This is a genomic window from Kluyvera genomosp. 2, assembly GCF_036759865.1.
GTDB classification, from domain to species: Bacteria; Pseudomonadota; Gammaproteobacteria; order Enterobacterales; family Enterobacteriaceae; genus Kluyvera; species Kluyvera ascorbata_B.
Genome location: NZ_JAPKIA010000021.1, coordinates 55,850 through 75,191 on the forward strand (window position 1 = coordinate 55,850; position 19,342 = coordinate 75,191).

Here is a 19,342-nt window from a genome sequence, read left to right on the forward strand (position 1 = left end):
TCTGCCTCGGAGGGATGAAAATATGAATAAAATTTTATTAGTTGATGATGACCGAGAGCTGACTTCCTTACTTAAGGAACTGCTTGATATGGAAGGTTTTAACGTACTGGTTGCCCATGATGGCGAGCAGGCGCTTGCGCTTCTTGATGACAGCATCGACCTACTTTTACTCGACGTGATGATGCCGAAAAAGAACGGTATCGACACGCTGAAAGAATTGCGACAAACACACCAGACTCCCGTCATTATGTTGACCGCCCGCGGAAGCGAGCTGGATCGCGTTCTGGGCCTCGAACTGGGCGCAGATGACTATTTACCTAAGCCGTTTAACGATCGTGAACTGGTCGCTCGTATCCGCGCTATTTTGCGCCGTTCACACTGGAGCGAACAGCAGCAAAGTAGCGACGCCAGTTCGCCGACCGTTGAAGTCGATGCGCTGAGCCTCAACCCGGGTCGCCAGGAAGCCAGTTTTGATGGCCAAACACTGGAGCTGACCGGCACTGAGTTCACCCTGCTTTATCTGCTGGCGCAGCACCTCGGCCAGGTTGTCTCGCGCGAACATTTAAGCCAGGAAGTGCTGGGGAAACGCTTAACGCCGTTCGATCGCGCGATCGACATGCATATTTCCAACCTGCGCCGGAAGTTGCCGGAGCGTAAAGACGGTCATCCGTGGTTTAAAACCCTGCGTGGTCGCGGTTATCTGATGGTCTCCGCTTCATGATAGGAAGTTTAACCGCCCGCATCTTCGCCATCTTCTGGTTAACCCTGGCGCTGGTGTTGATGTTGGTTTTGATGTTACCCAAGCTCGATTCGCGCCAGATGACGGAGCTGCTCGACAGCGAGCAGCGCCAGGGCATCATGATTGAGCAGCACGTTGAAGAAGAGCTGGCCAACGATCCCCCCAACGATTTGATGTGGTGGCGTCGGCTGTTCCGCGCAATTGATAAATGGGCACCGCCGGGCCAGCGTTTGCTGCTGGTGACCAGCGAAGGCCGAGTGATTGGCGCAGAACGTAACGAAATGCAGATTATCCGTAACTTCATCGGGCAGTCGGACAACGCCGACCATCCGCAGAAGAAAAAATACGGTCGCGTTGAGTTAGTCGGGCCATTTTCGATTCGTGACGGTGAGGATAACTATCAGTTATACCTGATCCGTCCGGCCAGCAGCTCGCAGTCTGATTTTATCAACCTGCTGTTCGACCGGCCGCTGCTGCTGCTTATCGTCACCATGCTGGTCAGCGCGCCGCTGCTGCTGTGGCTGGCGTGGAGCCTGGCAAAACCGGCGCGTAAGCTAAAAAATGCTGCGGATGAAGTCGCCCAGGGCAACCTGCGACAGCATCCTGAGCTGGAGTCGGGGCCGCAAGAGTTTCTGGCGGCGGGCGCCAGCTTTAACCAGATGGTAATGGCGCTGGAGCGGATGATGACGTCCCAGCAGCGTTTGCTTTCCGATATATCCCACGAGTTGCGTACGCCGTTAACGCGCCTGCAGCTGGGCACCGCGCTGCTGCGTCGCCGTAGCGGCGAAAGCAAGGAGCTGGAGCGTATCGAAACGGAAGCACAGCGTCTGGATAGCATGATTAACGACATGTTAGTTATGTCGCGCAATCAGCAGAAAAGCGCGCTGGTCAGCGAAACGCTGAAGGCAAATCAGCTGTGGGGCGAGGTGCTGGACAACGCCGCATTTGAAGCCGAGCAAATGGGCAAATCATTTAGCGTCGATTACCCGCCGGGCCCGTGGCCGCTGTACGGCAACCCAAATGCGCTGGAGAGCGCGCTGGAGAACATCGTTCGTAACGCGCTGCGCTACTCGCACACCAAAATTGCCGTCAGCTTCTCGGTCGATAAAGACGGCGTCACCGTTCACGTGGACGATGACGGCCCGGGCGTTAGCCCGGAAGACCGTGAGCAGATTTTCCGCCCGTTCTACCGTACCGATGAAGCACGTGACCGCGAATCCGGCGGCACGGGACTGGGGCTGGCGATTGTGGAAAGCGCTATGCAGCAGCACCGAGGCTGGGTTAAGGCTGATGACAGCCCGCTCGGCGGATTACGCCTGACGCTGTGGCTCCCGCTCTACAAGCGAACGTAAAAGACAATCGGCCTGCTTATGCAGGCCGATTTTTTTGTAAGCTGAAAGAGGCGAAGCCGTCATCGGACAATGTGCACCTGACGGCCCGATGGCGCTAGGCTTATTCGGCCTTCCCCCACAATCTTCTGCGGTTATCTTCAATTTTGCCGCTCAGCCGACGTTTTTGCATCATTCTGCTCCAGCTTGCCGACAGCCCGGCGGCGCTCAGCAGGCGGTGATACTGGTCGTCATCAAACGGCATATGCCAGGCAATAGCGGCGGCTTCATACACCGAAATATCGCTTAACCGCGATACCAGCTCCAGCGGCGCATCGCTGGAGACTTTGCCTGGTGCGATGACCCGATACAGCCACCCCACCTGACCGCTGTTCTGCATCAGGGAAGCCATGTCGCTAATCGCAAAGTGGAAATTAAGTTTGAAGCACGGCGAGCGCGGCTGAGTGACCTGAATTAACGTCTCGCCCCAGCGGTAAATATCACCGATAAACACGTTGTGCTCGGTCATTCCTTCCGTCGACAGGTTTTCACCAAATGCAGGGGGGCAAAACAGAGCGGCCTGTTCAGGAAATTCACGAATCAGCGTTTCGTAATGTTCGCGGGGGTACTGGCACAGCGCGCGATCGGGCCCACCGTGGATTTTTTTCTCGGCCTGTTCATCGCCGAGCAGTCCCCGCTCGGTCAGCTCCAGCTCACCGTCAATCTGTACTTTGGCAATCGCGCTGGGAGGGCTACCGTCATAATCACGGATTTTGCCAATAAACACGTCAACCGGATAATGCATCTGCTGCTCCTTAGGCGGATACAAAAAAAGCGAGTCATCAGACTCGCTTCTCAGGACGTGCAATGCAAATTATTTTTTAGCGGCGAAACGCGCTGATGCTTCGTCCCAGTTCACCACGTTCCAGAACTCTTTGATGTAGTCCGGGCGGCGGTTCTGGAATTTCAGGTAGTAAGCGTGTTCCCACACGTCCAGACCCACGATAGGGAAGCCGGAAGCGCCAGAAACGGCTTCACCCATCAGCGGGGAATCCTGGTTAGCGGTAGAAACCACGGCCAGTTTGTCGCCTTTCAGCACCAGCCACGCCCAGCCGGAGCCGAAACGGGTCGCTGCTGCTTTTTCAAATTCAGCTTTGAAGTTGTCAACGGAACCGAAATCGCGCTCGATAGCCGCTTTCAGATCACCCTGCAGGGTGGTGCCTTTTTTCAGGCCTTTCCAGAAGAAGCTGTGGTTCGCGTGGCCGCCAGCGTTGTTACGCAGAACGGTTTTCTTGTCGGCCGGCAGCTGATCCAGTTTGGTGATCAGCTCTTCTGCAGACAGAGAAGCGAACTCCGGCAGGCTTTCCAGCGCTGCATTAGCGTTGTTCACGTAGGCCTGGTGGTGCTTGCTGTGATGGATTTCCATCGTCTGTTTGTCGAAGTGCGGTTCCAGGGCATCGTACGCATAAGGCAGTGATGGCAGGGTATAGCTCATAATCATCTCCATTATTGTCGGGCGGCAAACCTGTAAACGCCGCGTAATCAGTTGGTTCATTATAGTTAATTAAATGATATTGAAAATGATTATCAATGCCGTAGTTTTTATATGGATATAACGAATTGTTATGTTCCTGATATTCTGTGTGCTTTCGGTTAATCATCTTGATGAATTCTGAAAATTTCACACTTTGACCTCGCCCAATATAACTACGTCGTTATTGCCACCTGAAGCCAGACGCTGGCAATAACCACAAGGTCTTTCACGTTTTTAACAGGTAATTTCGCCCCGGAACTATCAAACGTTGAGGGCAATATGAAATTACTACGGACAGTCAAAATACTTCTGTTGTGCTGCCTTTCGCTGTCTGGATTTTCGCATGCCGGGACGGTACTCCGCCTCGCTTATGCCGAGAACAGCCAGCCGGTGAAAGATGCGCTGCGATTCCTGGGTGACCAGATCGAGGAGAAAACGCACGGCGATATCAAGGTGATGTATTTCCCGGACGGCCAGTTGGGAGGTGAGCGCGAGCTGGTTGAGCTGACCCAGGTCGGCGTCGTGGACATCACCAAAGTCTCATCCGGACTGATGGAAAGCTTCTCGCCAATGTACGGCGTGTTCTCCCTTCCCTATCTCTTCGCCGACCGCGATGAATACTACAAAGTGATGGATAACCCGGACGTTATGACGCCGGTTTATCAATCAACCCAGGCACAGGGCTTTATCGGTATAGGCTGGTACGACTCGGGGGCCCGTAACTTCTACATGAGTAAAGCGCCGGTACGCAGCATTGACGATCTGAAAGGCAAAAAAATCCGCGTCATGCAGAGCGACACCGCCATCCGTACGCTGAAACTGCTGGGCGCATCGCCTATTGCCATGGGCCAGGCCGAAGTCTATACCTCGCTGCAACAAGGCATTCTGGACGGCGCTGAAAACAACGAATTTGCCCTGACCATCGCACGTCACGGTGAAGTTGCCCGTTTTTACACCTACGACATGCATACCCGCATTCCCGACATTCTGCTGATGAGTTCGCTCACGCTGGAAAAACTCACCGCCGAACAGCAGCGCATCGTCAATGAAGCGATAAAAGCCTCCATTGAATTTGAGAAAGCCGCCTGGGACGCTGAAATCGAAAAAACCAAACAGCAGGCCGTGAAGGACTTCAACGTTGAGTTTTTTGAAATTGATATCAAACCCTTCCAACAGGCCGTGCAGCCCATCTACGCCGATCTGAAAAGCCGACCGGTGCTGGATAATCTCTATCAGAAAATCCAGGCCGCGAAACACTGATACCTAAGGACTCAAAATGGAAATAATCAGAAAAGGACTCGATCGGCTACTGGAAGCCGTCTGCTGCCTGGTGCTGGCAATGATGGTTGCCGTTTCATGCTGGCAGGTCATTAGCCGCTATATCGTTGGCCAACCAAGCACCATTACCGAGGAACTGCTGCGCTTCTCTTTAGTGTGGATCTCGATGCTGGGCATGGCCTACGTTGCCGGTAAACAGCAGCATATCAGCCTGACCATTCTGGTCGATAAGGTCTCCGCGCAGGTGCGTCACGGATGGATGATCGTTCTGCAGCTGACCTTTATGGCGTTTTCTACGTGGATTTTAATCATCGGCGGCCTGAAAATTTCCGCCATCTCCATGCTGCAAATCTCACCTGCACTGGGCATTCCCATGGGCCAGGTTTACTACGCGCTGCCGATTGCCGGCGTGCTGATCATTATCTATAGCGTGCTGAACATCATTGATTCCCTGCGCGCTATGGCGCAACCGTCCCCGCAGCACGTGGAGAAATAACATGATAGATCCGATTACCGCTTCGCTAACGCTGATCGGCGTTTTTGTGGTCCTGCTGGCGATGGGTGCGCCGATTGGGATTTGTATCGTCATCGCCTCATGCAGCACGATGATGCTGGTGCTGCCGTTCGATATTTCGATGTTCGCGACCGCGCAGAAAATGTTCTCCAGCCTGGACAGCTTTGCGCTGTTAGCGGTGCCTTTCTTCGTGCTTTCCGGGGTCATCATGAACAGCGGCGGCATTGCCGCTCGATTGGTTAACTTCGCCAAACTGTTTACCGGCCGCCTGCCGGGCTCGCTGTCTTACACCAACATCGTCGGCAACATGATGTTCGGCGCCATTTCCGGTTCCGCCATCGCCGCCTCCACGTCTATCGGCGGCGTACTCGTGCCGATGAGCGCCAAAGAGGGCTATAACCGTAGTTTTGCCGCAGCGGTCAATATCGCTTCAGCGCCAACCGGTATGCTGATACCGCCAACCACCGCCTTCATTCTGTATGCCTTAGCCAGCGGCGGTACCTCCATTGCGGCGCTGTTTGCCGGCGGCATGGTCGCTGGCGTGCTGTGGGGAATTGGCTGTATGGTGGTGACCTGGGTTGTGGCTAAACGTCATAACTACCGCGTCTTTTTCACCCTGCAAAAAGGCATGGCGCTTAAGGTCACGCTGGAGGCCATACCTAGCCTGCTGCTGATTGTCATCATCGTCGGCGGTATCGTGAAGGGGATTTTTACAGCCATCGAGGCCTCCGCGATAGCGGTGGTTTATACCCTGTTTCTGACTCTGATTTGCTATAAGACATTGAAGCTCAGAGATATGCCGTCGGTGTTCATTCAAACCGTCGTCATGACCGGGGTGATTATGTTCCTGCTGGCGACCTCATCAGCGATGTCTTTCTCGATGTCGATCACCAATATTCCGACCGCGCTAAGCGAGATGATTCTCGGTATTTCAGAAAGCAAGGCAATGATTTTACTGGTCATTACCGTCTTCTTGCTGATCATCGGTGCGTTTATGGATATCGGCCCCGCCATTCTGATCTTCACCCCGATACTGCTACCGATCATGACCAAACTGGGCGTTGATCCGGTGCACTTTGGCATCATCATGATCTACAACCTGGCCATTGGCACCATCACGCCGCCGGTGGGTAGCGGCCTGTACGTCGGGGCTAGCGTAGGTAAAGTGAAGGTGGAAGAGGTGCTGAAGCCGCTGATGCCGTTCTATATCGCGATAATCAGCGTACTGCTGCTGATAACCTATCTGCCGGAGCTGACGCTGTTCCTGCCGCGTCTGTTGGGCGTGATGTAAGACAACCCTCCCGGCCGTGCAGTACGCGGCCGGGAGATAGCGTTACGCGGCTACCCGGCTACGCTGCCGCCACTGGCCCGGCGTCATACCAATCTCACGGTTGAACACCACCGAGAAATAGTTACTATCCTCAAACCCACACTGCATCGCCACTTCGCCAATCAGCAGTTCGGTATGCTGCAACAGATACTGCGCGTGGCAAATGCGCAGCTGACGCAGGTAATGATTGACGGTCATCCCGGTCTGGTTGCGGAACTGCTGGCGCAGCGCGCGCTCGCTGCACGCCTGCTGCTCGCAGAAGGCATCCAGCGCGAATGGGCGATTAAGGCTGCCCGCCAGCGCGGTCAGCAGCTTGTCGAGCAGCGCTTCACTTTGCGTGGCCGCCAGATTGTCGGTGGCGTAGCGATAACGCTTCAGGCAAACCACCAGCTGCGCAAATAGCAGCTCAGACATCTGATTCGCCAGCGCATCATCTTTACGGCTTTCGTGTTCCAGTTGGGTCATGATCTGCCGCGCCTGCGTCATGCCGGTACTGCCAATGCGCCAGTGCGGCGCCCAGTGCGTACCGTGCAGGCCGGGGATGTGGGCAACCCAATCCAGGTTCAGCTTCAGGCGCTCTGGGCAATAAATAATGTTTTGTAAAACCAGATCGTTAACTGAGGCGTAGGAGTGTTTATCCTCGGCGCGGATATAGAAAAGATCGCCGCGGGTGATCCGATAAGGGCGATCGTTGAGGATATGCAGACCATTGCCGCGCCAGACCAAAACCAGCTCGCAAAATTCGTGCGTATGCTCGGCAAACACGTTCTGCGGATAGCGATCCGCCACCGCCACGGCCTGCGTCGGGCTGGCAAAAAAATCGGCTTTTCGGAGAATGAGCTGGCCTGACACGCTAATACCTCAACGACTAACAACCGCTTATTATTCGTCGTTTTGCGGCAAAAAACGGTGACTGCCTTCGCATTACTGAAGCATTGTATCCCGCCCCTGGCGGATATCGCGCGGCGACCAGTTGAACTCCCGGCGAAACAGCGTGGAGAAATGGTTGCTGTCGCCAAAACCGCAGTGATAGGCAATATCGGTCACGCTTTCATCGCTATGGCGCAGCATATGCCGGGCTTTAATCAGACGCAGACGGTTCAGGTAACGCTGTGGCGTCAGGCCAGTGCAGTGTTTCAGCTGGCGGTGCAGCGTACGCAGCGACAGTGAGAATTGCTCCGCCAACCCTTCCCAGCACACATCGTCCGCATAGTGCTCCTCCAGCCACGCCATCAGCTGATTCAGACGGGCATCGTTATCCACGCCCCCCTGCACCTGGCTGCCTTTACGCAGCAATACCAGCAGTTGCATAAACAGAATTTCACGATTCGCCAGCGACATCATATCGGTGCTGTCGCTGACCGCTTCCATCTGGCCGACAATCGCCCGCACCTGCTGTAGCGTGCTCTGGTTGACCCGCCAGTGCGACGGATAGTGGCCGTCTTGTTCCTGCGGCAGCAGTTTGTGAAGACCTGACAAGAACTGGAAAGCATCCGGCGCGCGGTACAGCACGTTGGTCAGACACAGATTGTCGGTATGCTCATACAGATGACGATCGAAGTCGCGGACGAAGCAAACGGTGCCTCCGCAAATAGTATGCGGCTGACCATTAAACACATGAATACCCGAGCCGTGCTCTACGATAACAATCTCATTAAAATCATGATGATGCTCAGGAAATGCAGCCTGAGGAAGCCGGGGTTCGATCGCAACGGGTAACTGACCGGAAGAGAAGAAATCCACGCTGTGTAGTACGGTCATAACGACTCCCGCCAAATGAGAAATGTTATCAGGATAGTAATATCCGCTGAGACATCTGACCTTGACGTTTTGACAGCAAAGCGCGCAAACCCGGTCGTTTTTTCAAGAAACAGCCGGAAAGATCGGGAAATGCGGTCACCATCACACCCCTCGCTAACGCGCAGTATCGCAGGAAACTGTGAACTCTCTCACGTTCATCTTTGCTTTCTTGCCAGCGCCCAATTTCGCCTGTCAGTAACGAGAAGGTAGTGACAATGGGCTTTTTTTAGACTGAGCGGCAATGACTCTCAAAAGGACTCTTGCCATGACTTTTCGCCATTGTGTGGCCGTCGATTTAGGCGCCTCAAGCGGACGCGTAATGCTGGCGCGCTACGACGCCCGGCAGCGTTCGCTTTCACTGCGCGAAATCCACCGCTTCACCAACAGCCTGCACCAGCAGGACGGGTTTGATACCTGGGATATCGACGGTCTGGAAGCCGACATTCGTACCGGTCTTAATAAGGTATGTGAGGAAGGCATCCGCATCGACAGCATCGGCATCGATACCTGGGGCGTTGACTACGTCCTGATCGATAACCTTGGCCAGCGGGTTGGCCTGCCGGTCGCCTACCGCGACAAGCGTACCGACGGCATCATGGCCATGGCGATGGAACAGCTGGGCAAAGGCGATATTTACCGCCGCAGCGGTATCCAGTTTCTGCCGTTCAATACCCTCTATCAGCTGCGGGCGCTGGTTGAACAGCAGCCGGAGCTGGTATCACAGGCCGCACACGCGCTGCTGATACCGGATTATTTCAGCTATCGCCTGACCGGCAACATGAACTGGGAATACACCAACGCCACCACCACTCAGTTGGTCAACATCAACAGCGATAGCTGGGATGAAGACCTGCTCAACTGGACCGGTGCACCCGCATCCTGGTTTGGTACCCCCACGCATCCAGGTAACGTCATTGGCCACTGGATCTGCCCACAAGGCAATGCCATTCCTGTCGTTGCGGTTGCCAGCCACGATACCGCCAGCGCGGTTATCGCTTCGCCGTTGGTCAGTGATGACGCCGCCTATCTCTCCTCCGGCACCTGGTCGCTGATGGGGTTCGAGAGCAAAACGCCCTACACCAGCGAGCGGGCGCAGCGCGCCAATATCACCAACGAAGGCGGTGCCGAAGGGCGCTACCGCGTGCTGAAAAACATCATGGGCCTATGGCTGCTGCAGCGGGTGCTGAAAGAGCAAAACGTCAGCGATCTGACGGCGCTGATTGCCGACACCGCAAAACTGCCCGCCTGCCGCTGGCTGATTAACCCGAATGACGATCGCTTTATCAACCCTCAGAACATGAGCGCGGCGATCCAGGCCGCCTGCCGTGAGGCGGGACAGCCGGTTCCCGTTACCGCCGCCGAGCTGGCCCGCTGCATCTTCGACAGCCTGGCACTGCTGTATGCCGACGTGCTCAATGAACTGGCGCAGCTGCGCGGTAGACCGTTCCGCCAGCTGCACATCGTAGGCGGCGGCTGCCAGAACCAGCTGCTGAACCAGCTGTGCGCCGACGCCTGCGGTATCACCGTTGTGGCTGGCCCGATTGAGGCCTCGACGCTTGGCAATATCGGCATCCAATTAATGACGCTGGACGAACTCGCCAACGTTGACGATTTCCGCAAGGTGGTGAGCCACAACTACGGCCTCACTACGTTCACCCCACATCCTGACCATGAAATTGCCCGCTACGTTGCGCAGTTTCAGCAACAACGACAGACAAAGGAGCTTTGCGCATGACCACTCAACTTGACCAGGCCTGGGAACTCGCGAAACAGCGCTACGCCACCGTCGGTATCGACGTCGAAGAGGCCTTGCGCCAGCTGGATCGCCTACCGGTATCCATGCACTGCTGGCAGGGCGACGATGTCGCTGGTTTTGAAAACCCAGAAGGCAATTTAACGGGTGGGATTCAGGCAACCGGCAATTATCCGGGGAAAGCGCGTAACGCCAGCGAACTGCGTGCCGATCTGGAGCAGGCGTTGAGCCTGATACCAGGACCAAAGCGCCTGAACCTGCACGCTATTTATCTGGAGTCTGATACCCCAGTTGCGCGTGACGAGATTAAGCCAGAACACTTCAAAAACTGGGTTGAGTGGGCAAAAAAACATCATCTTGGCCTCGATTTTAACCCATCCTGCTTCTCGCATCCGCTGAGCGCTGACGGCTTCACGCTGTCGCACGCCGACCCGAAAATCCGCCAGTTCTGGATCGACCATTGCAAAGCCAGCCGTCGCATTTCCGCCTATTTCGGTGAGCAGTTGGGCACGCCGTCGGTCATGAACATCTGGATCCCTGACGGGATGAAAGATGTGACCGTTGACCGCCTGGCACCGCGCCAACGTCTGGCCGCCGCACTGGATGAAGTCATCAGCGAGAAGCTCGATCCGGCACACCATATTGACGCCGTTGAAAGCAAGCTGTTCGGCATTGGCGCAGAAAGCTACACCGTCGGCTCCAACGAGTTCTATATGGGCTATGCCACCAGCCGTCAGACCGCGCTATGCCTTGACGCCGGCCACTTCCACCCAACGGAAGTGATCTCCGACAAAATTTCCGCCGCCATGCTGTACGTGCCGCGTTTGCTGCTGCACGTGAGCCGTCCGGTACGTTGGGACAGCGACCACGTGGTGCTGCTGGATGACGAAACGCAGGCTATCGCCAGCGAAATCATCCGTCATGACCTCTTCGACCGCGTACATATCGGCCTCGATTTCTTCGACGCCTCCATCAACCGCATCGCCGCGTGGGTTATTGGTACCCGCAACATGAAGAAAGCCCTGCTGCGCGCGCTGCTGGAGCCAACCGCCGAGCTGCGCCAGCTGGAAGCATCCGGCGACTACACCGCCCGTCTGGCGCTGCTGGAAGAGCAGAAGTGCCTGCCGTGGCAGGCGGTGTGGGAAATGTACTGCCAGCGTAACGATACGCCAGCGGGCAGCCAGTGGCTGGAGAGCGTGCGCAGCTACGAGAAAGAGATTTTGAATCAGCGTAAATAATCGAATGCGATTGCCGGGTAGCGGCGTTGCCTTATCCGGCTTACGAAACAACGGCCATTATAGGCCCGATAAGCGCAGCGCCATCGGGCAGCAAAGTACACAGGATAACAAGACTATGCAGACCATTACCGATTCCTGGTTCGTCCAGGGCATGATTAAAGCCACCTCAGACGCGTGGTTAAAAGGTTGGGATGAACGCAACGGCGGCAACCTGACGCTGCGTCTGGACGAAGCAGATATCGCGCCGTTCGCCGCTGACTTCCACGCAAAACCGCGCTATATCGCCCTGAGCCAACCGATGCCGATGCTGGCCAACACGCCGTTTATCGTCACGGGCTCCGGCAAATTCTTCCGTAACGTACAGCTCGATCCGTCCGCCAACCTGGGCGTGGTGAAAGTCGATAGCGACGGTGCTGGCTACCATATTCTGTGGGGGCTGACTCACGAAGCCGTCCCCACATCCGAGCTGCCGGCACATTTCCTGTCGCATTGTGAACGTATCAAACTAACCAACGGCAAAGACCGCGTCATCATGCACTGTCACGCGACCAACCTGATCGCACTGACCTACGTGCTGGAAAATGACAGCGCGCTGATCACCCGCAAGCTGTGGGAAGGCAGCACCGAGTGTCTGGTGGTCTTCCCGGACGGCGTTGGCATCCTGCCGTGGATGGTACCGGGTACCGATGAAATCGGCCAGGCAACCGCCGTTGAAATGCGTCAGCATTCTCTGGTGCTGTGGCCGTTCCACGGGGTTTTCGGCAGCGGCCCTACGCTCGACGAAACGTTTGGTCTGATTGATACCGCCGAAAAATCCGCCGAAGTGCTGGTTAAGGTGTACTCAATGGGCGGCATGAAGCAAACCATCACGCAGCAAGAACTGATAGCCCTCGGCCAGCGCTTTGGCGTCACCCCGATGGCCAGCGCGTTGAATCTGTATAAATAAGCACATCGCCTGACCTCCCGCTACAGGGGTCAGGCGCCAGAGCTCATCCCATTAGAAATGGCTTTCATGCTGAGCTAATGGGATAGGTTTTCATCCCCAGTGGCATGACTCTTACTTATTTTCTCCGCCAGAAAGACAACGCCAATCATGCTGAAGGGACGCTGAATTTAACAAAATAGGTATCAAGGAGAAACACCATGAGTTTTATGTTAGCACTGCCAAAAATCAGCCTGCACGGTGCGGGCGCGATTGCCGATATGGTTAATCTGGTCGCGGGTAAACAGTGGGGCAAGGCGCTGATCGTCACGGACGGCCAGTTGGTTAAGCTGGGCCTGCTGGACAGCCTGTTTGCCGCGCTGGACGGCCATAAAATGTCTTATCACCTGTTTGACGAGGTTTTTCCAAACCCCACGGAAGAACTGGTGCAGAAAGGTTATGCAGCCTATCAGGCCGAAGGCTGTGATTACATCATCGCCTTTGGCGGCGGCAGCCCGATCGACACCGCGAAAGCGATTAAAATTCTTACCGCCAACCCGGGCCCGTCTACCGCTTACTCCGGCGTGGGCAAAGTGCTGAACGCGGGCGTACATCTGGTAGCCATCAACACCACCGCCGGTACCGCCGCCGAGATGACCAGCAATGCGGTGATCATCGACACCGTGCGCCAGGTGAAAGAAGTCATTATCGATTCCAATATCATTCCGGACATCGCCGTGGATGACGCCAGCGTGATGCTTGATATCCCCGCCTCTGTTACCGCAGCAACCGGCATGGATGCGCTGACCCACGCGGTTGAAGCGTACGTTTCCGTTGGCGCGCACCCGCTGACCGACGCCAATGCGCTGGAGGCTATCCGCCTGATTACGCTGTGGCTGCCGAAAGCCGTTGATGACGGGCATAACCTGGAAGCGCGCGAGCAAATGGCCTTTGGTCAGTACCTGGCGGGCATGGCGTTCAACAGCGCCGGTCTGGGCCTGGTGCATGCGCTGGCACACCAGCCTGGCGCGACCCACAACCTGCCGCACGGCGTGTGTAACGCCATCCTGCTGCCGATCATCGAAAACTTTAACCGCCCGAACGCGGTAGCGCGTTTTGCGCGCGTCGCGCAGGCGATGGGCGTCGATACCCGCAACATGAGCGACGAAGCGGCCAGTATGGAAGCCATTAACGCTATCCGGCAGCTCAGCGCCCGCGTAGGTATTCCGCAGGGCTTCAGCGCATTAGGCGTGACCAAAGACGACATCGAAGGATGGCTGGATAAAGCGCTGGCCGACCCGTGCGCACCATGCAACCCGCGTACCGCCAGCCGCGAAGAGGTTCGTGAGCTGTATCTGGAGGCATTATGATTCGCAAAGCCTTTGTGATGCAGGTAAACGCCAACGCACACGAAGAGTATCAGCGTCGCCATAACCCAATCTGGCCGGAACTGGAAGCCGTGTTGAAATCACACGGCGCACACCATTACGCCATTTATCTCGATGAAACGCGCAGCCTGCTGTTCGCGACTGTGGAAATCGAGTCTGAAGAGCGCTGGAATGCGGTAGCGAATACCGACGTGTGCCAGCGTTGGTGGAAATACATGACCGATGTCATGCCGTCGAACCCGGATAATAGCCCGGTCAGCGCAGAGCTGAAGGACGTGTTTTACCTGGCGTAAGTTAGCGCTATTTGTAGGCCGGATAAGGCGCTAGCCGCCCTCCGGCAATGTGCGCTAAAGAGCCTGATGGCGCCAGGCTTATCAGGCCTACCGAAGAAAAAGGCCTCTGCTTGCAGAGGCCTTTGTTTTTTAGAAGTAGTATTTGAAGCGAACGCGCGCGCCGTAGCGATCGTCGTCGGTGGAGATTTCCTGGTCACTCTGAATTTTAGAGTAATAGGTCCCCAGGTAAATGTTGAAGTTCTGCATATTCATGACGTTTTTAATCCAGTAGGAGGCATGCACGGTATGAATATCGTAAGTGCCTTCCTCCTGAATAATGCAGCTATTCTCACAAACTACGCCTGCAAAATCGCTAATCTTGTTATGTGCGTAGATATAACCCACTTCGAAGTTTTTCCACCAGATGTTGGTGGCGGCAGTAAAGTCATCTTCGTTGTTCGCGTCTAAGTAAGCGGTGTTCAGGTTAAAGATAACGCCGTTATCCGGATCGCCTTTGGTATTATCCCAGGTCATGGTTAAACCATAGCCGGTACGGTCGGACTGATCGACAAACTCACCCTTACTGTTGGTATAGCCGTAGGCGTTGTTCACAACGTTTGCTTCCATCGCCGCAGAGAAGGAAAGTTCAGACGTCGGCTTCCAGTTCACTACCGGACGCAGATAAACAACGTTTTTCTCCTGTTCCATCTTACGACCGTGGTAGGTACGACCATCGACTTTCACATTGTCGCCATCAGCAAACAGTGTGGTGCCGTCTTCAATCAGCGAGTTCAGTTCGAAGTACCAGTCGTCAACCTGCTTACTCATCAGGAAGTTACCGCCCGCATCGGAACGACCGCGGCCTTCTTTCATCATATAGATGTAACCCTGGCCATCGGTGTACAGGTCGTTGGCGGTGTTCCCGGAGTGCTCAACGAAGGTATCCTGATTAAGCGGGAACATATCGGCGGCTTCGAAGCGACCGATTTCAATTTTCCAGTCATTTTCCTGACCGAAGTTAAAGCGCGCATCATCAAGATTCATGCTGCCGTACATATCCGCCAGCGGCTGGATAGAGAAGCCCGCGAACTGGCCGTTATCCATCTTACGCTTACCGTCGAAGCCAATCAGGATACGACCGTCCATATCCCACGTTCCGATGGATTTATCTTCATTCAGCTTGGTGAGCGTGCCGCGGCGGCTTTCACCGTCCATGTTAAATTCCACGTCGCCATAGATTTTCAGATCGCCATAACCCGTTAACTGAAGGTTAGGCATTGCGGCATTTTTCTTGGTTTCATCAGCTGACGTTTGACCATTAACCGGCGTATTGCCTTGAGCGTCCTTAATTTCTTTGATTTCAGCCGCCTGCTGAACCTGCATATCCTGCACTTTCTGCTCGGCCTGGTCAGCGCGGCTCTCCGCCGCTTCCAGGCGAGATTCTAACTGCTCCAGCCGCTGTTCCAACGTCACTTTCGTTGTTTTAGCAAAACCGGTATTGGCCACTAATAATAATCCAATAGCAATTGCTAATGTTGATTTCTTCATTATTTACTTTCCTTGAAATAAAGACTCACTCCAAAACCCCAGAAGAGATTTCGTGCGCACTTGTATTACTGCGATGAATGTTTTTTATAATTTAATTACCAAAGGAAATGCTTCACAAATAAAACACATTCCATGACAAGCACGAGAACACTAGCTAATAAAGTTTAGTCCGTAAATAACGGGCATTAAAAGATCGTGAGCGAGATAACACTGAAAATGAAGAAAATAAACAAGACGGAAAGAAATATAATAGAAAATTATTTATTAAACTTAAAAATAAAAACAATGCATTATTTTCACAATGTATTTATTTAATATCTATGCAGTAACATGTATTACTGCATAGAGACGACATCAGTTCTGCTCAGCGACCAGAATAGCCATCGTATCGGGCTCCAGCGCCTTAAACAGGTGCTCTTCATCTGCGGGATAGCAAATGTAGTCCCCCGCATTCAGCTCCTCCGGCCCGGAGGTTAACCCCACCAGCGCCCTTCCCTGCGTTACGATAATATGCTCAATTGAGCCCGGAGGATGAGGATGAGAGACGCGATCGGCACCCGGCTGCGTAGTCAGCAGGTAAATATCACGCCGTGCGCCCGGCGGGCAGGTCGCCAGCAGCGTCGCCTGATAGTTAGCCTGCTCGGCAATCACTTTGGTACCCTCACCCCGCCGAATGACCTGCGTTTTATTCGGCTGCGGCTCCAGCAGCCGCGCAAACGGAATATCCAGCGCGACGCAAAGCGCCCATAGGGTCTCCAGACTTGGGTTACCGTTGCCTGCTTCAAGCTGCGAAAGCGTAGATTTGGCAATACCGGCACGGCGGGCGATTTCGGCCAACGACAGGCCGGTTCTGGCCCGCTCGCGCACCAGGCTTTTTGCAATCACGCTGATTGGCTGTGTCATACACAACTCCATCGTTTTATATATCGAACGTAACGTTCGCCTTGAACTACCACTTTGATTCGTTCATTATAATGGATATATCGTTCGATATGGTAAATTTACATGTCTGTAAAAATGTTCTCCTGCCTGAAAAGCAGCACGGTGAAAGCCATTTTTCTGGTCTGTCTGGCGGTCGGCGTCGTGGGCGTATCTTACGGCTCGCTCGCGATGGCATACGGTTTTCCGCTGTGGGTTCCACTGCTGCTCTCCGTTTCCGTACTTGCGGGCGCCTCTGAATTTATGTTCATCGGTATTGTGGCCAGCGGCGGTAACCCGCTGGCCGCGGCCGCAGCAGGGCTGTTGGTCAACGCCCGGCATATTCCATTTGGCGTCACCGTGCGCGATCTGGTTGGCCGCCGCGCCGCCGGTTTTATCGGATGCCATATTATGAACGATGAAAGCGTGGTGTTTGGGCTGTCTCAGCCCACGCCCGAACAGCGAAAAGCGGCTTTCTGGCTATGTGGAATGGGCGTTGCGCTATTCTGGCCGCTGGGTGCACTTTTCGGCGCCGCAGTAGGCAAACTGCTGCCCGCCCCGGAAACAATCGGCCTTGATGCCGTGTTCCCGGCCATTTTGCTGGCACTGGTTATTTCCGCGTTTAAGAATCGCACCACGTTGATTCGCGCCTGCAGCGGCGCGGCTATCTCGCTCGCCTGCGTTCCTTTCGCCCCGGTGGGGCTCCCGGTGCTGCTTTCACTATTCGGTCTGCTGGCGAGGAAGAAATAATGGGCAATATGACGCTGTTTATCACCGGTATCGCCGTGCTTTCCATTGGCACCTATTTGATGCGCCTGGGAGGCGCAAAGCTGGGCAGCCGCCTGGCCTTTTCCGAACGCTCGCAGGCGCTGCTTTCTGATGCTGCGACGGTGCTGCTTTTCTCGGTCGCGCTGGCCACCACCTTCTATGAAGGTGAGCATTTCGCCGGCATGGCGCGGGTTTTAGGGGTTGGGTTTGCGGTATTTCTGGCCTGGCGTAAAGCACCGTTGATCGTAGTGATTATTGCCGCAGCCGCGGCCACCGCGCTGCTACGTCTGGCAGGTATAAACTAAAAAAGCGCCCCGAGGGCGCTCTTTCGACTGTGGCAAATCGCTTATTTGGTCAGTTCTGCCGTCATGTGCACGCGATTACCGGTGTATGCCTGGGTAATTTTGTATGAGCTTGCACCTGCCTGTTCAGCCTGAGCCGCAATTTTTGCTTCAGCACCGTCGATGGTGGAGGCGGTTGCGGTAACGGTCTGGGCAGCAAAAGTACCGAAGGAAGCGGCAAGAGCCATAACTGCGACAAAAGTTTTGATGCTTTTCATGATATAAACCCTTTCACTTAGTTGTTTGGATAAGGCGTTGTGCCTTGATGTGATAATAGTAGGCCACATCTTGCCCAACTAATAGCGGAAGGATTTGCTGATATCATTCAAATTAATTGATTAAATTTTACACGCCTCACGTTCGATCCATTGGTTAACTTCTTCAATATCCAGCGGCTTTTGCTGATCGACGGTCAATACCGCCCCCAGCCTCATGGGCTCAGCGCGCGCAGCCAGTTGCGCCAGTTCCGGTAGATACTCTTCGCCAGGGTGGCCAGAAAGACGTTGCTGTAGCCGCTGCGCATAGCGCGAAACCACCTGCTCAGGAGAGATCGCGTTCCAGATTTCTAATATCTTTTCTACCCCGGCCTGCTGCGTCAGATGCTGCAAAACCTCCCTTGGCTGAAAACCAAACCAGGCATCCATCAACCAGATGCAGCTGGCGGGAGATTGCCCGACTATCGACCACATCGCTTCATAAGCCGCACAACCCAACTGGCGATTAAAAGGCCGATCGATATCGGTAAAGCGTGCCATAAAGGGTTCTTTGATACCGTCGATAGTCAGCAGCGGCAACCCAAACGTTTCTGAGAGCTGGCGAGTCAGCGTGCTTTTCCCCGAAGCGGGAACGCCATTAACCAGAATCACCGTTTTAGCATGGGGTATAAGAGCTCTTTTCATAACAGCGCAATCACCTCTTCTTTCGAATGTGCCGAACGCAGTCTCGCCATTCGCTCGTCGTTATCCAGCAGCGCCACAATTGCCCGAATCCCCTCTTCAATATGCGCATTACTGTCCTGAGCACCAAACATAATCACAATGTCGGCAGCGTCGCTGTCAGCGAAACGAATGGGTTTTTCCAGTACGACCAGGCTAAAACAGTTACGCTTCACTCCGCATTCCGGGCGGGCATGGGGAATGGCTACGCCTTCCTCAAACACATAATACGCACCATGGCTAAGAGTATTATCAATAACGGCCTGGCCATAATCAGCCGAAATATAGCCTTTTGTCTCCAGCGGGCCAGCGGCCAGGCGGATGACCTGCTGCCAGTCCGACTCCGTCACGCCAACCTGTATGGCATCCGCCTCAATTAAGAGTTCTTTGATCGTCATAGCCACTCCCTAAATATTCCGACGAATAATATTCCGTAAATTATCGATGCGAATAAAAAGTGAATCTATCTGATTACGGTGTGATTGACTTTTCGCATATATCGGTAGCGCCCGGTTATAAACTAACATAAGTGCTTTTTGTATTTCGCCATTATCAGGATGGCCCTGTAGTTCATCCTCCAGCCGGTTTATTTCTGCTGCCAGCTGGTGAGACTGTTCATCATAATCCTGCGGCGGGCTATTTTCTTTTTTCCACAACGTTTTCAAAGATTCAAACATAGCGAGCTCCCCCCTGACGAACTACAGGGCAATAAGAATAGTTAACCAAAGAATAAGGC

Annotated in this window: 22 protein-coding genes; 12 read left to right on the forward strand and 10 right to left on the reverse strand. The window is 54.5% G+C overall.

The annotated features are described in order from the left end of the window. The first annotated feature begins 22 nt into the window (after positions 1–22). Both cpxR and cpxA read left to right on the forward strand, forming a co-directional pair. Entirely contained in the window at positions 23–721 is a 699-nt protein-coding gene (cpxR, locus tag V6942_RS20250) for an envelope stress response regulator transcription factor CpxR (RefSeq protein ID WP_064540403.1), read from the forward strand. Beyond that, positions 718–2,091 carry an envelope stress sensor histidine kinase CpxA gene (cpxA, locus tag V6942_RS20255; protein WP_106929339.1) on the forward strand — a complete coding sequence of 458 codons (1,374 nt, stop codon included), beginning with the start codon at positions 718–720 and terminating at the stop codon, positions 2,089–2,091. The genes cpxR and cpxA overlap by 4 nt, the downstream gene beginning before the upstream one ends. A gap of 100 nt (positions 2,092–2,191) precedes the next feature. Here the strand turns inward: cpxA and yiiM are convergent, their stop codons facing one another. Both yiiM and sodA read right to left on the reverse strand, forming a co-directional pair. Continuing rightward, positions 2,192–2,935 carry a 6-hydroxyaminopurine reductase gene (gene yiiM, locus V6942_RS20260; RefSeq protein WP_333501744.1) on the reverse strand — a complete coding sequence of 248 codons (744 nt, stop codon included), beginning with the start codon at positions 2,933–2,935 and terminating at the stop codon, positions 2,192–2,194. Positions 2,936–2,941: 6 nt separating this feature from the next. After that, the gene (gene sodA / locus V6942_RS20265) at positions 2,942–3,562 is read right to left on the reverse strand and encodes a superoxide dismutase [Mn] (RefSeq protein ID WP_333501745.1); all 621 of its coding nucleotides are present in this window, start codon (positions 3,560–3,562) and stop codon (positions 2,942–2,944) included. A gap of 318 nt (positions 3,563–3,880) precedes the next feature. On the opposite strand from sodA, the gene V6942_RS20270 reads away from it, so the two are divergent. From V6942_RS20270 to V6942_RS20280, 3 genes are read left to right on the forward strand one after another with little or no spacing between them, the layout of a single operon-like run. After that, complete coding sequence (locus V6942_RS20270) at positions 3,881–4,861, forward strand: TRAP transporter substrate-binding protein (RefSeq protein WP_182929727.1); 981 nt, start codon at positions 3,881–3,883, stop codon at positions 4,859–4,861. Between the two features lie 16 nt (positions 4,862–4,877). Next, positions 4,878–5,375, forward strand: a complete 498-nt coding sequence (locus tag V6942_RS20275; protein ID WP_106929331.1) for a TRAP transporter small permease — start codon at positions 4,878–4,880, stop codon at positions 5,373–5,375. Position 5,376: 1 nt separating this feature from the next. Further along, positions 5,377–6,684, forward strand: coding sequence for a TRAP transporter large permease (locus tag V6942_RS20280; protein WP_106929329.1), 1,308 nt, complete (start codon positions 5,377–5,379; stop codon positions 6,682–6,684). Positions 6,685–6,726: 42 nt separating this feature from the next. Here V6942_RS20280 and rhaR read toward each other — a convergent pair whose 3' ends face one another. Both rhaR and rhaS read right to left on the reverse strand, forming a co-directional pair. Then, positions 6,727–7,575: an HTH-type transcriptional activator RhaR gene (gene rhaR, locus V6942_RS20285; protein WP_106929328.1), complete on the reverse strand. Its 849-nt coding sequence runs from the start codon at positions 7,573–7,575 to the stop codon at positions 6,727–6,729. A gap of 72 nt (positions 7,576–7,647) precedes the next feature. Then, positions 7,648–8,484 carry an HTH-type transcriptional activator RhaS gene (rhaS, locus tag V6942_RS20290; protein ID WP_182966605.1) on the reverse strand — a complete coding sequence of 279 codons (837 nt, stop codon included), beginning with the start codon at positions 8,482–8,484 and terminating at the stop codon, positions 7,648–7,650. Between the two features lie 304 nt (positions 8,485–8,788). Here rhaS and rhaB point away from each other — a divergent pair, with 304 nt between their 5' ends. From rhaB to rhaM, 5 genes are all read left to right on the forward strand, one after another. After that, positions 8,789–10,258: a rhamnulokinase gene (gene rhaB / locus V6942_RS20295; RefSeq protein ID WP_106929323.1), complete on the forward strand. Its 1,470-nt coding sequence runs from the start codon at positions 8,789–8,791 to the stop codon at positions 10,256–10,258. Further along, entirely contained in the window at positions 10,255–11,514 is a 1,260-nt protein-coding gene (gene rhaA / locus V6942_RS20300) for an L-rhamnose isomerase (protein WP_333501746.1), read from the forward strand. Before rhaB ends, rhaA begins: the two co-directional genes overlap by 4 nt. A 115-nt stretch (positions 11,515–11,629) precedes the next feature. After that, entirely contained in the window at positions 11,630–12,460 is an 831-nt protein-coding gene (rhaD, locus tag V6942_RS20305; protein WP_106929319.1) for a rhamnulose-1-phosphate aldolase, read from the forward strand. Between the two features lie 197 nt (positions 12,461–12,657). Beyond that, positions 12,658–13,806 carry a lactaldehyde reductase gene (gene fucO, locus V6942_RS20310; protein ID WP_182929731.1) on the forward strand — a complete coding sequence of 383 codons (1,149 nt, stop codon included), beginning with the start codon at positions 12,658–12,660 and terminating at the stop codon, positions 13,804–13,806. After that, the gene (gene rhaM, locus V6942_RS20315) at positions 13,803–14,117 is read left to right on the forward strand and encodes an L-rhamnose mutarotase (protein WP_333501747.1); all 315 of its coding nucleotides are present in this window, start codon (positions 13,803–13,805) and stop codon (positions 14,115–14,117) included. The genes fucO and rhaM overlap by 4 nt, the downstream gene beginning before the upstream one ends. 129 nt (positions 14,118–14,246) lie before the next feature. On the opposite strand, the gene V6942_RS20320 is transcribed toward rhaM, so the two are convergent. Together V6942_RS20320 and V6942_RS20325 are read right to left on the reverse strand one after the other, a co-directional pair. After that, the gene (locus V6942_RS20320; protein ID WP_333501748.1) at positions 14,247–15,644 is read right to left on the reverse strand and encodes a carbohydrate porin; all 1,398 of its coding nucleotides are present in this window, start codon (positions 15,642–15,644) and stop codon (positions 14,247–14,249) included. Positions 15,645–15,998: 354 nt separating this feature from the next. Beyond that, positions 15,999–16,547 carry a helix-turn-helix domain-containing protein gene (locus V6942_RS20325; protein WP_106929309.1) on the reverse strand — a complete coding sequence of 183 codons (549 nt, stop codon included), beginning with the start codon at positions 16,545–16,547 and terminating at the stop codon, positions 15,999–16,001. Positions 16,548–16,661: 114 nt separating this feature from the next. Between V6942_RS20325 and V6942_RS20330 the strand changes: the two genes are divergently transcribed. Beyond that, on the forward strand, positions 16,662–17,312 hold the full coding sequence (locus V6942_RS20330; RefSeq protein ID WP_413774323.1) for an AzlC family ABC transporter permease: 651 nt from the start codon (positions 16,662–16,664) through the stop codon (positions 17,310–17,312). Then, on the forward strand, positions 17,312–17,635 hold the full coding sequence (locus V6942_RS20335; RefSeq protein ID WP_182934537.1) for an AzlD domain-containing protein: 324 nt from the start codon (positions 17,312–17,314) through the stop codon (positions 17,633–17,635). Before V6942_RS20330 ends, V6942_RS20335 begins: the two co-directional genes overlap by 1 nt. A 41-nt stretch (positions 17,636–17,676) precedes the next feature. Here V6942_RS20335 and V6942_RS20340 read toward each other — a convergent pair whose 3' ends face one another. The 4 genes from V6942_RS20340 to V6942_RS20355 form a co-directional block, all read right to left on the reverse strand. Then, positions 17,677–17,889 carry a DUF1471 domain-containing protein gene (locus V6942_RS20340; protein WP_106929291.1) on the reverse strand — a complete coding sequence of 71 codons (213 nt, stop codon included), beginning with the start codon at positions 17,887–17,889 and terminating at the stop codon, positions 17,677–17,679. Between the two features lie 120 nt (positions 17,890–18,009). Continuing rightward, the gene (locus V6942_RS20345; RefSeq protein WP_106929304.1) at positions 18,010–18,570 is read right to left on the reverse strand and encodes an AAA family ATPase; all 561 of its coding nucleotides are present in this window, start codon (positions 18,568–18,570) and stop codon (positions 18,010–18,012) included. Then, positions 18,567–19,004: a PTS sugar transporter subunit IIA gene (locus V6942_RS20350; protein ID WP_182934539.1), complete on the reverse strand. Its 438-nt coding sequence runs from the start codon at positions 19,002–19,004 to the stop codon at positions 18,567–18,569. The genes V6942_RS20345 and V6942_RS20350 overlap by 4 nt, the downstream gene beginning before the upstream one ends. 9 nt (positions 19,005–19,013) lie before the next feature. Next, positions 19,014–19,283: a hypothetical protein gene (locus V6942_RS20355; protein WP_106929300.1), complete on the reverse strand. Its 270-nt coding sequence runs from the start codon at positions 19,281–19,283 to the stop codon at positions 19,014–19,016. Positions 19,284–19,342 lie beyond the last annotated feature (59 nt).